Source organism: Mycobacterium sp., assembly GCF_035314665.1.
Lineage (GTDB): Bacteria > Actinomycetota > Actinomycetes > Mycobacteriales > Mycobacteriaceae > Mycobacterium.
In genome coordinates, this window is record NZ_DATFZD010000284.1 from 1 (window position 1) to 12,333 (window position 12,333).

Below are 12,333 nucleotides of genomic sequence, written 5' to 3' on the forward strand. Positions count from 1 at the left end.
CAGCACCGCGGAACCGGGAACGATGCTTCGAGCCGCGCATCTGTAGTACGTCCGCGATTCGTTCTTCGAACGGCGAGGTGTTCCCTCCATCCGGCGACCGCACAATGCGCAGCGCACCATGCCTTTCACGGCGTACGGCCATTTCGTTGCCTTCGCACCGCGCTCCAGCTTTCGGCGAGAGTCGAGTCCGCCCGCCGCTCTGGACCGACGGAGCTCGCCGCCGTCATCGAAGACATCGAAGCCCAAACCAAACACGCAAGACAACCGGCACTCCGACGGCTCAAACAACGCCTCTACACCTGACCACCCCCCAGAGTCGGGGTGGCGCCGTCCGCTCCGCTCCCGGCGCCACCCACCAACTCGCGCAAGTGCAGCACCCAACCGAATCGCCATCCGCCAACCACCCGCCAAGACCCGTGTTCAAACTTTCTCTACGCGGTCGAGCGTGCCCGCCGCGGTGCGCCGCTGGCGCAGCGATACCAAGTGCTGGGAGGTCAGTTCCGACTGGGCCGGGCCACTGGTGGGCGCTTTGCGCAACGCCGGCAGGGGGGCCAGCGCATCGACATCGACCTGCAGGCTCACCACCGAGTGGCCCGTATCACAGCAGCGCGGGGGCGCGCTGGGCGTCGGTGGCGTCGTGGAGGTCGGCGCACAGCAGAACCACCGAGTGGGCGTCGGCCCGGTAGGTGGCGCCGCGGAGTGGTGGTGCGCTGTCGAGACCGGCAACGTCGTCCGGGGGATCGAGGGCCGTGTCGGCGACGCGGCGCCATGGCAGCGTTGGTTTGGCGACTGGAGGAAGCTCGAAGTCGAGGGGATGCTCGTAGCCGTTGAGGATCGCGTGCACCATCCGTGTCCCGATCACGCTTCTGACGGTGACTGCCAGTGTGTGGGAGTCTTCCGACCAGTCGGGTCGACACAGTCGAACACCGTGGAACTCGACCAGCGAGCGGGTCAGGAACTCCCGCAGCGACAGCCCGTGCATGACTCGGGTCATGTCCAGCTCGAGCCGGACGTCGATCAGCCCCCGTACGAAGCGGCGGATCTCGGCGTAGCGATCCGTCAGCGACCAGTCGAACCAGCTGATCTCGTTGTCCTGGCAGAAGGTGTTGTTGTTGCCGCGCTGGGTGCGGCGCACCTCGTCACCCATGCCGATCATCGGCACACCCATCGAGATCAAGGTGATGGCGAGCAGGTTTTTCACCCGACGGGTGCGCATGCGCTCGATCACTGGGTCATCGGACGGCCCTTCCACACCACAGTTGAAGGAGTAGTTTTCGTCAGTGCCGTCCTGGTTGTTCGAAAGGTTGGCCTCGTTGTGCTTGCGCGCGTAGCAGACCAGGTCGTTTAGGGTGAACCCGTCATGGCAGGCGACGAAGTTGGTGCTGTGCTCGACCTCGGCAGGTCGGCCGCCGAACAGGTCGGGGCTGGCCAGCAAGCGGTTCGGGAGCAGCCCGACGGTGCCGCGGTCACCGCGTACGAACCGGCGGATGTCGTCGCGGAACTTGCCGTTCCACTCGCGCCACCGGTCGCCGACGAACGTCCCGAGCTGGTACAGGCCCTCGACGTCCCAGGCCTCGGCGATCAGCTTGGTGCCGGCCAGCACGGGGTCGCTCTCGATCTCCCAGAGGATCGGCGGGTTGGCCATCGGAGTGCCGGCGGCGTCCCGCCCCATGGCCGAGGCGAGGTCGAAGCGGAAGCCGTCCACGTGCATCTGGTCCACCCAGTGATGCAGCGCGTCAAGGATCATGCGACGCACCACGGAGTGGTTCGCGTTGACGGTGTTCCCGCAGCCAGTGAAGTCCAGATACCTCGCCTGGTTGGCCGGGTCGAGCTGGTAGTAGGCCCGGTTGTCGAGCCCGCGCCAGCAGAACGTGGGTCCCTCGGCACCACCCTCTGCCGTGTGGTTGAAGACCACATCCAGGATCACCTCGATGCCGGCCCGGTGCAGCTCTTTGACCATGGTGCGAAACTCGTCCAGGGCGCCCAGCGGGTCAGCGGTGGAGGCGTAGGCCGCGTGCAGGGCAAAGAACGACACCGGGCTGTAGCCCCAGTAGTTGACCAGCCCCGACGGCGCGTCTTGGGGGTCGAACGTCTGCACCGGCATGAGTTCCACCGCAGTGATCCCCAGCGAGCGCAGGTAGGGGATCTTGGCCGCCAGGCCGGCATAAGTGCCGGCAAGGCGGCGATCCACCGCGCTGCCGGGATGGGCGGTGAAGCCCCGGACATGAACCTCGTAGATGACAGTGCGCGCAAAGGGCCGCCCGAGAGGGACGTCACCTTCCCAGTCGTATGCCGGCAGATCGGCGACCACGCTTTTCATCGCCGTGCGCGGATCCCTGCCGGGCTCAGCACCGGCCATCCGGTCGTAGCCGCTCGGCACCGCCACCGCGACGCCATAAGGATCAAGCAGCAGCGCCGATGCGTCGTGCCGCAACCCGGCGGCCGGACCGAAGGCGCCGTGGGCCCGCCACGCATAGACCTGTCCGGGCCCTACCCCGGGCACGAGCACATGCCAGAAATACGACGTCCGATTCCGCACACGGTCGAGAGCGATCACGTCGGACGGCCGCGCATCATCGACATCGTCGAACAGCACCAAATCTAGCTGCGCAGCGGTGCGGGACCACACCGAGAAGTTCGTGCCACCGTCGACACAACGGGCACCCAGCGGATAGGCGCGACCCGATGCCACACTCGCACCGAGGTCCATGCCCTCTATTGTGAGCCGAGACGGTCCACCAAGTCGCACGTCATGACCCTCCTGCTTTCATTGAGACGGTGCGAGCTGTTGCTCCACCTGCAGGACCTGCCGGGTGGTCTTCACGACCGTGTCGGGGTTGAGGCTCATCGACTCTCGTCTGAAGAACCAGGTCCGCCTCGGCGATTCGGCGTGCGGACGGGAGCATGAGGATGACGTTGGTCAGGCCATCTGCTCGCGCACGTGTCGCATCGCGCGGCATTCCAGCGCGAAGCCCTCGGCATAGGCAGGATGCGCGTAGCGCGAGGCGCCACGAAAGCCGAGCATCGGGTCGCTCTCGGACGGCTTGAAGCCTATGGCTTCGCCCGTGGTGGAAGGAAGGTTGTGTGCGCCGTGCAAGACACCGCTCGCTGAACGGGTTAGACAGCCTGCGCAAGGGCCTGCAGCGTTTCCGCCGAGGTGTACTTCGGCTTCCAGCCCAACTGCGATTTCGCCTTGCTGGTGTCCATCACGACCGACGTCCGCGCGACGTGCAGCCACTCCAGGGCCGACGGAACGAACGGCATGTGCGCGATGACCGCCGACGCGGCGGTCGCCGCGATGGCCGGAACCCGCACCGGGCGCCCGCCCAGCGCCGTGACTATGTCCGAGATGGTGACCTCGCCGTCGCCGGCGATGTTGTAGGCGCCCGGCGGAGCGTCGGCGGTCGCGGCCAACGCGATCGCGGCGGCGACGTCGTCATGGTGCACCAGTTGCAGCGGAACTCCCGGGTCGGGGACCGGCGTCTTGAGCAGGGGAATCGCGCGGACCGCCGACTGCACCGCCCCCGGCAGGTGCCGCCACGGCATCACGTCCGCCAGTATCGGTGCCTTCGGCCCCGCGACGATGCACGGGCGAAGGATGAACACCTCCACCGACGATCCTTTGGTGATCTCGGCCAGCGCCGCCTCGCACGCGGCTTTCTGTTCGGAGTAGTAGTGTTCCGGCGACCCGCGGGGCGGGACGTCCTCGGTGAGCGGGACCGGGTTGTCGGGGTGGTAGCCGTAGGCCGCGACCGACGACGTGTAGACCAACCGCCTGGGCCGCTCGGCGGCCACCGTCGCCTCGAATACGTTGCAGGTGCCGGCCAGGTTGACCCGCGCGCTCTCCTCGCGCGATCCCATGATGATGAACGCCAGATGGATCACCACGTCGGCGTCGGCGACCAGTTCGTCCACCGACTGCCGTTCCAAGATGTCGCCCTGCCGATAGGTGGTCTTGGTCCACCCGAGCGCGGACGGGTCGAACGGGCGGCGCGCCATCCCCACGATCCGGTCTACCGCGGGGTTATGCTCCAGCGCCGTCACCGCGGAGATGCCGATTTCGCCGGTCGGTCCGGTGACGGCCACGGTGGCTCCCACTCGGCCCATCTTTCCCTAACCCCTTGCGCGCCGAACCGAAAACCGTCAAACGTTGTGCTCGGCGTTCAACTGAGAAAGCGTCTGAAGCGGCACCCGCGGCCCGCTGCCCGGATTATGTGTAGAGCGCCGCGAGCTGGTCCGCGAACTCGGTGATGACGACTTTGCGTCGTAGCTTCATGCTCGGTGTGAGGTCGCCGGCCTCGATGGACAGCTCGCGGTTGATGATCGCGAATTTCTTGACCTGCTCCCAGGGATTCAGTTCGTTGTTCACCTCGTCGATGTACCCACCGATGAGTTCACGGGTCTTCTCGTGGCGCGCTATCTCGGCCAAGGACTTGCCCGCCAGGCCGTGCTTGCCGGCCCACTCGGTGATTGCTTCGGTGTCAAGGCCGACCAGCGCGACGCAGTAGGGCCGGTCCTCCCCGTACACGATGAACTCACCCACGTACGGGCAGATGCCCGTGAACCTCACTGCGATCGCCGACGGCGCCACGTATTTGCCCTGCGACGTCTTGAACATGTCCTTTTTGCGGTCGGTGATCCGCAGGAAGCCGTCGGCATCGATTTCACCGATGTCGCCGGTGTGGAACCAGCCGTCCGGCTCGAGTGCCTCGGCGGTGGCGTCGGGCAGATCGTGGTAGGCGCTCATCACACCGGGGCCCCTGAGCAGGATCTCGCCGTCGTCGGCGATCTTGACCTCGGTGTTGGGGAACGGCCAGCCGGCCGTTCCGAACCGATAGGAGCTCGGGCGATTGAGGAACGAGGCGGCCGAGGTTTCGGTCAGTCCGTAGCCCTCGAGCACGGTGATGCCCACGGCGTCGAACCACTGCGCGACGTCACGGTCCAAGGCCGCGGCCCCGGAGATGAAGAACCGCAGCCGACCACCCAACCGCTCCCGGATGGTGGAGAACACCAGTCTGTCGGCGAGCTTGTACTGCAACGCGATTGGCAGCGACGGCTGCCGGCCGACCTGCCTGGCCCGCGACACCTGAAGGCCGACCCCGATCGCCCAGTCGAAGATCCGCTTTTTGAGCCCGCCTTCCTCGGCGATCATGCCCTCGATGCGGGCGTGCGCCTTTTCGAAGATGCGCGGCACCGCGCCCATGAAGGTCGGGCGCACTTCAGCGAGGTTGTCGACGATCTTGTCGACGCGCCCGTCGATCGCCGTCGGGAATCCGACCAACAGCGGCAGCGCCAGCATCACCTTGCCGAACGAGTGCGCCAGCGGCAGCCACAAAAAGCCCAGGTCCTCGGGACCGAGGATATTCAGGGCGTCGACGGCCGCCGCGGTGTAGGTCCACGCCCCGTGGGTCAACCGCACCCCCTTCGGCCTGCCCGTGGTGCCGGAAGTGTAAATGATGCTGGCCAGCTGGCCCGGACGGATGTCGTGAACGCGGTCGTCCACCGCGCTCGGGGACTCGGCCAGCACCTGCTTACCGAGCTGCTCGAGCTCGTCGAGGGTGATCACCCAGTCGCCGTCGCCCTGGCCGTCGATGACCACCACCTTCTGCACGTCGGGCAGCTCGGCGCGGCGCTCGAGCAGTTTGTCGACCTGGATCTGATCCTCGGCGACCACGACCCGGCTGCCCGAGTTGGCGACGATGAACGCGACGTCGCCGGCGGTGGTCTTCGGGTACACCGTGGTGGTGGCGCCACCAGCGCACATCACGGCGAAGTCGACCAGGACCCATTCGTAGCGTGTCGAGGACGCCAGCGCGACCCGGTCCTCGGGGGCGATGCCCAGCGAGATCAGCCCCGCCGCGAGGAGGCGGACGCGGTCACCGACTTGCTGCCAGGTGACGCTCTCCCAGCCATCCTCGTGCCGATATCGAAACGCCTCGGCGTGCGGAGTTGTGGCGACGCGATCGAGGAACATCTGGGCCACCGACGGTGCGCGCTTCTCGATCTTGGAGAGGTCAGCTTTCTCTGTGGCTGCAACCAAGCCTGTCATGTTCAAAGTCTAGAGCCCCCCGGGATGGGAAAAAACCGCTCCGCCGGAGACCCCTGAGGAGGCGGTTGAGCGGACGGCCGATCAATCGCGATTGGTCCAGCAGCTACCAAATGAAACCGGCCGGACCCGCGACGGCGGCAAGCCCGCAGGGCTAGCGTGGATTGGTGAGAACGGGGTAGGTGGAAGGGTGTGGCATGTCGGTAGGCGGTGGAAAGCATTGGATGGCGTTGGAGGGCGGGGCCGACGGCTCGCCCGGTGAAGGGTCGTACACGAGCCGGTTCGCGGCGATTGGTGCGTGTCTTCCGCAGCGGCGGTTGAGCACTGATGAGGTGATGGCGAGCACGAAGTACCGCACCGATATCGAGCTCGAGCAGCTGACCGGTGTCCGCGAGCGCCGTATCGTCGGCGAGGGCCAGGATTCCTACACACTCGCGCTCGGTGCGGCCCGCGACGCGTTAGCGCACGCGGATTGTGCCGCGGCGGACCTGGACATGCTGATCGTGTGCAGTATCAGCCGCCACGTCGGTGGCCTGCGGTTGCAGCTTGAGCCGCCCCTGAACGTGGCGCTGAAGGCTGCGCTGGGCGCCGAGCGCGCGCTGGGCTTGGACATCTCCAATGCGTGTGCGGGGATGATGACCGGCGTGTTCATTCTCAACGACCTGATTCGGCAGGGCCGGATCCGGTGCGGGATGGTCGTCAGTGGCGAGTACATCTCAGAGCTGGGGCGCAATGCCGCGCAGGAGGTCCGCACGGTGATGGACGACCAGCTCGCCTCGCTGACGCTCGGGGACGCCGGCGCTGCCGCGATTCTCGAGCGGGCGCCGGAGGGCGCTGCGGGGATTGAGGTGGCGGGGTTTACCACGCTCTCGGAGCACAGTCGCTTGTGTGTGGCGTTCCCGGCCACGATTGGCCCGGGGGTGACGATGCATACCCAGGCCCGCGAGATCCATCGGGTCGCGACCGAGGAAGCGGTCCCGATGCTTCGGGAGGTGCTCGATCAGGCTGGGCTCAAGTTCGACGAGATCGATTATCTGATCCCGCATCAGACCTCGGCGCGGGCGATCAAGAAGGCGGCGGCGTCGTTCGCTGAGGGTTTCGGTTCAACGCCGAAGCACACGGTGATCACCGTCGATGAGTTGGGCAACACCGCGTCGACGACGCATTTCGTTGCGCTGAGCAAGTATCTGAAGGAGGGCCGCTTCGTCCCGCAGGACAGGGTGATGCTGCTCTCGCTTGCTTCGGGTCTGGAGGTGGGCATCGTGATCTTCAAGGTCGATGAGCTGGTCGGGCGCTATGGGCACGATCATTGAGGCGACCGCGACCGCGGAGGGCGGGTCGTTGGGGGCGCTGGGGCTTGCCGATGCGGCCGCCCGGTTGTGTCTGCAGCGCGCGAAGCGGACCGCCGAGGAAGTGGACCTGCTGATCAACGCCGGCGTCTACAACGACAGGGGCATCAGCGAGCCGGCGGTCGCGTCGTTGATCCAGGAGGACATCGGCGCGAACCCCGAGCCCCAGCCCGGCGCGGGTCAGGGAACGTTCTCGTTTGACGTCCGCAACGGGGGGTGTGGCATGTTGTCGGGCATTCAACTGGTCGATGGCATGCTCGCGTCGGGAACGGTCAAGCTGGGGATGGTGGTCGCCAGCGACATCGACCCGGAGCCGGGCGTATCTGAAGGGTTCGGTTTTCCCGCGGTCGGCGGCGCGGTGCTGTTGAGCGCCGATGGCTCCCGTGCGGGGTTCACGGCGTTTCGGTGCGTGACGTTCCCCGAATTCGCCGGACTGTTTACGAGCAATGTGGCCTGGCGGGAAGACCCCCGGCCGGAGCGAAGCGATCGGGGGCACAACGTCCTTACCGTTGAGATCGCCAAGTCCTACGCCGATCGGGCGCTGGAGTGCGCCGAGTCGACCGTCCGCGATCTGGCGGCGGAGAGCGTGCTTGACCTGGGCGAGGTCGACTTGCTCGTCGCGACGGCGTCGGTTCCGGGGTTCGCCGCCGCACTGGCGCAGCGGCTGGGCATGCCCGCCGCGCGGGTCGCAATGCCTTCGCCAGCCCTCGCCGGCGCGCACACCGCCGCACTGGCGGTAGCGCTGCAGTCGGTACGACTGGAGGTAGGACGTATGGCGCTGTTCGTCTGCGTGAGCGCAGGGATCACCGTCGTGGCCGCGCTCTACCAGGGATGATCAATCGTGAGCCGCCGGTGCCAAGCGGCTGCAAGTGTGCCTACTCGACGGCCCCCGCATCGGTGCGCTAACACCTACCAGGCAGAGTCGATCAACATACTAGGCGCGCAAACTACCACCACTGCCCTAAAGCCCCAGGGTCGGTGGTGCTCACGGAAGCGACGATCCGGTTGCTGCGTCAGCCCTACCCTTGGCCACAATGAGGCGCTTCCCTTGAAGCACCCCTGCGGTTGGTGACTTCCGCCTCTACCTGGGGTCCCGCGGCGGGTAGATCGTAAGACCACGACGTGCGCGGAGGTTAGCGGTGGAGCACCTGACGGGCCTTGACGCCAGTTTTCTGGAAGCCGAGGATTCTGATCCGCATGTCAGTCTTGCACTCGGCGCCGTGTCGGTGATGGAAGGGCCGCTGCCGGACGACGACTCCCTCGTTTCGGCATTGAGGCAGCGTATGCTGACCGTCCCCCGGTGCCGGCAGGTGCTGCGCACGCACCCGTTCGATGTTGGCGCTCCGGAATGGGTCGAGGATGCCAACCTCGACCTGTCCCACCATCTGCGCCGCGCGGCGGTTGCGCAGCCCGGCGATGACCATGCGTTGTTCCGGCTAGTCGCGTACATCATGGAGCGGCGCTTGGACCGAGATCACCCCTTGTGGGAGTGCTGGATCATCGAAGGACTCGCCGACAACCGGTGGGCGATCCTGACGAAGATGCACCACTGCATGGCCGACGGGATCGCGGCGATGCAAGTGCTCGGCGCCATGTCCGACGACGACGGCGGTGACACCTTCGCCACCGCGATATGCACGGCCACCGAGCCCAACGGCGCTCAGACCGCGATGCCGAGGCTCACCTGGAACCCGCTGGCGTGGATGCAAGGGGTCTGGCACGCCTCGACCGCGGTGTTCAACGCCGCTACGCGAGCAATCGGGGTTGCCGAAGGAATCGTCAGCGGGCTGGCTCGTCCGGCGGCCGGGTCGTCGCTTATCGGGCCGGTCACTACCATGCGCCGGTACAGCGCCGCACGGGTCTCGCTCGACGACGTCGCGCGGGTATGCCGCGCCTACGACGTGACGATCAACGATGTCGCGCTGGCTGCCATCACCGACAGTTTCCGCGCCGCGCTCATCCGCCGCGGCGAGCAGCCCAAACCAAATTCGGTCCGCACCCTGGTGCCGGTGTCGGTGCGCTCCAACGACGCCATGGGCGAGGCGCATAACCTGGTCTCGGCGATGCTGGTCTACCTGCCCGTCGACGCGGCAGACCCGGTCGAGCAGCTGCGCACCGTGCACACGCGACTCAGCAACGCGAAGGTCAGCGGACAACGCCAGGCTGCAAGCCTGATTGCCACCGCGGCGGATTACATCCCGTTCGCCGTCAGCGCCAAAGCGGTTCGCGCGCTAATGCGATTGCCGCAACGCGCTATTGTCACGGTGACGACGAACGTCCCCGGTCCCCGACAGCCGGTGCATGTCCTGGGCCGCCAGGTTCTTCGGGTGCTGCCGATAGTGCCGATAGCGCTGCAAGTCCGAATAGGGATCGCCATATTGAGCTACGCGAGCGATCTTTCGTTCGGCATCACCGCCGACCACGACACCGCACCCGATGTGGACAAACTGGCCGAGGGCATTGAATCCGGGGTGGCGCGTCTGGTTGCCAGCAGCAAACGCCCGCGGCGTTCCACCGGGGGACGAAGCAGGGGGTCCGGCCAAGACCACGCCGCGGCGCTCCCAGTCATTGACGACCCCTTCAGGAGAGCGCGACCGGGCGCTGAAGTATTCCGAAGCGCGGAGTTGACCGCCAAATCAGTCGTCGTTTATTCGACGCCAATGACCCGGAAACGACCGGAATTATCCGGTTCTCGCCGAAGTCGTTGGACGATCAATTATCTTGTTGCACAGCAGAAGACAGGAAATAACACGACCTGTCCAGTGGGTTGGGAATCCGTTGGTCGCGGGTTCGAGCCCCGCCCGCCCCACAACCCAAAGTCGCAGCTGTGGGCAGCGGGCGGGTTGCCGCCGTTTTCGGCCGCCGTCACAGCGGCGTGACAGCGGTACGGCTTGTCCGCGCGGCCTACCAGCGACCCGGTTTACGCGTCGGCTTCGTATTTGTCCGCGAAGGCCAGCACGCGCGGCGCTAGACGATGAAGCAGCGGCATCAAGGTACGTCGCGTGAAACCGGGGCCGTTTTGCAGCGCGTACAGGCCCTGCCTGCCCTCGAATCGGCCGATCAGTTCCTTGACCGTGGCGGCGTCGTCGGCCACGTCGGGGGTACAGGATTTTGTCCAGCTTCTCTTGGAGTGGACCCATTTCAGCCTGAAGCGCCTTGATCATGTCCAGAACGCTGGGATCAGAAGTCATCTGTTCCAGCTCGCTACGCTTCAGCCAGGGCTTGTTCCTAGCCTCCCTAGTGAACTGGAGCATGTACCCGCGATCCATGTACACATTCACCTCAGGGTCGCCGTGCAACCGTGCCGTGAAGTCGTACTTGAACGCGTTGATATCGCCGTGCAGCAGCGCATCGCGCATTTCTCCCAGCCAGCGGTACTCAAACGACGTCGTCTTCAAGTCGTTGAACAAGGCCAGTACTGCCTGTTCTTCCGGCGTGTTCCGGCTGAAGGCGTTGCGCGCAGAGCGGATTGTTTGATCCTCGTGAATCTGTAGCGCGCTGGTAAAGGAGATCAGCGCCGAGCGAAGTTTGCGCCTGCGCTCATCCCAGGCGTCCTCATCCATCAGTGAGATCCGGTCGCTCTGTAGATCCTGGAGGATGCCGATCACCGCGTCGGTCACCGCATCGCTCTCATCGGAGATGTGCCGCAACAACTCACTGTCCACCATTTTCCGGAGCCGTTCGTGCGCATCGCGATAGCGCGTGTGCTCGGCTTCGGTGAACGAACACACCTTGTCGAAGATCAAGCCCACATCGCGGTTGTCATCTCGATATCCGAGAATCGCCCCGTACGGGTCTGCGGCCGCCTCTTCCTCGGCCTGCTCCAACTCGGCATCCCTCTTCTGGAGTTCACCCATCGCCGCTTGCACGTCCCCCTTAGCGGCGGCGATCCGTTGCTGGACCTCCTCCGCCGACGGCAGCCCTTCGGAAAGCCAACGCGCGCTACTGGACAGAATGCCGTCCAGCGCGTCCTTCAGAAGCTGCTGAGCTCCATCACGCGTCAACCGGTCCCGAACGTCAGGGGTGTCCACCCAGTCCGTCGCCACGGTCTTCATCACCTGCGTGATAGCGCCAAAGGCCTCGACGATGATCAGAGCTGCGGGACTAGCTGGCGGCGGGTTAGCCGACATGGCGGTGTTCTGCCATGCCAGACAGGCGCTTTCGCAGAAGTCCGTTGGCGTGGTGCCCTCGAGGTCGTCCAGCGACTCCACGAAGGCTTGTAGCCGGCGGACCCAGTCGCGTACCCGCTCTACCTCTTCCTGTTCTTCACCCTCTGTCATGTCGACAGTCCTTCCTGTGCGCTGATCACATCGTGTGTGGCTCCCTTCTGTTGGGCAACTGGACAGAACCGCACAATCTCGGCCGAAATGCACGTCAATTTTGCCCGCGTGTCGCCTGGCCGCCCGGCCACCTACACACGCAAGCCGGGTGCCCTACCCCGTTCGTTTGCCCCACCGCTCCCGGCGGAATCTTTTGGAGCCCGCTAAGGTCCGGACAGCCGTCAAGCTGGCTGGCAGCGCCGAAACTTTCCAGCAAACGCCGGTACGGACAAGTACCACTACACTGAACACGCGTTCAGGCAGGCCAGCGCGTTTTGCGCTGTGTGGACTTGTGGCCAAGAACAAGGGCTATCCTTCCGACTTGACCGACGCCCAGTGGGAGCTGATCGAGCCGTTGGTGCCCACCCCGCAAGGCGGGTGGCCGTCCGGCGATGCATTCGCAGCGCCGGATCGTGGGTTGGGACCCGTAAAGTGCCTGCTAGGAGCTCAAATCGATGCGTAGGGTTAGTGGGCAAGTCCCCCTCGGACACGGTTACTACCCCTACCCGTCGGACGAATCGAGACGCCGACGATCTTGGCGGCGACGTTGTAGACCATCTCCAATCGAAGCGCCGCGTACAACGCCGCCAACTCCGATGGATCGGCGCTATTGAGCAGC

8 protein-coding genes and 1 pseudogene are annotated in these 12,333 nt (G+C 65.6%); 3 read left to right on the forward strand and 6 right to left on the reverse strand.

What is annotated here, in order from left to right:
* The 6 genes and pseudogenes from VKI00_RS33865 to VKI00_RS20150 all read right to left on the reverse strand — a co-directional run.
* Positions 1-393 (reverse strand): zinc ribbon domain-containing protein (locus tag VKI00_RS33865; protein WP_414687247.1); only part of this gene is annotated, 393 nt, incomplete at its 3' end.
* Positions 394-420: 27 nt separating this feature from the next.
* Positions 421-582 carry a hypothetical protein gene (locus tag VKI00_RS20130; protein WP_324440521.1) on the reverse strand — a complete coding sequence of 54 codons (162 nt, stop codon included), beginning with the start codon at positions 580-582 and terminating at the stop codon, positions 421-423.
* A gap of 16 nt (positions 583-598) precedes the next feature.
* Positions 599-2,710 (reverse strand): glycogen debranching protein GlgX, encoded by a 2,112-nt coding sequence (glgX, locus tag VKI00_RS20135; protein WP_324440523.1) that lies wholly within the window; start codon positions 2,708-2,710, stop codon positions 599-601.
* Positions 2,711-2,846: 136 nt separating this feature from the next.
* Positions 2,847-3,052: pseudogene (locus VKI00_RS20140) on the reverse strand (putative PEP-binding protein); the annotation flags it as partial.
* A gap of 65 nt (positions 3,053-3,117) precedes the next feature.
* Positions 3,118-4,098 (reverse strand): NAD-dependent epimerase/dehydratase family protein, encoded by a 981-nt coding sequence (locus VKI00_RS20145; protein WP_324440525.1) that lies wholly within the window; start codon positions 4,096-4,098, stop codon positions 3,118-3,120.
* 112 nt (positions 4,099-4,210) lie between these two features.
* Positions 4,211-6,049, reverse strand: coding sequence for a long-chain fatty acid--CoA ligase (locus VKI00_RS20150; protein ID WP_324440528.1), 1,839 nt, complete (start codon positions 6,047-6,049; stop codon positions 4,211-4,213).
* A 194-nt stretch (positions 6,050-6,243) separates the two neighbouring features.
* Here VKI00_RS20150 and VKI00_RS20155 point away from each other — a divergent pair, with 194 nt between their 5' ends.
* The 3 genes from VKI00_RS20155 to VKI00_RS20165 all read left to right on the forward strand — a co-directional run bounded on the left by VKI00_RS20155 (position 6,244) and on the right by VKI00_RS20165 (position 10,274).
* Complete coding sequence (locus tag VKI00_RS20155) at positions 6,244-7,359, forward strand: 3-oxoacyl-ACP synthase III family protein (RefSeq protein ID WP_324440530.1); 1,116 nt, start codon at positions 6,244-6,246, stop codon at positions 7,357-7,359.
* Positions 7,343-8,230, forward strand: a complete 888-nt coding sequence (locus VKI00_RS20160; RefSeq protein ID WP_324440532.1) for a 3-oxoacyl-ACP synthase — start codon at positions 7,343-7,345, stop codon at positions 8,228-8,230. Before VKI00_RS20155 ends, VKI00_RS20160 begins: the two co-directional genes overlap by 17 nt.
* Positions 8,231-8,534: 304 nt before the next feature.
* Positions 8,535-10,274, forward strand: coding sequence for a wax ester/triacylglycerol synthase family O-acyltransferase (locus tag VKI00_RS20165; protein ID WP_324440534.1), 1,740 nt, complete (start codon positions 8,535-8,537; stop codon positions 10,272-10,274).
* Positions 10,275-12,333: the final 2,059 nt, after the last annotated feature.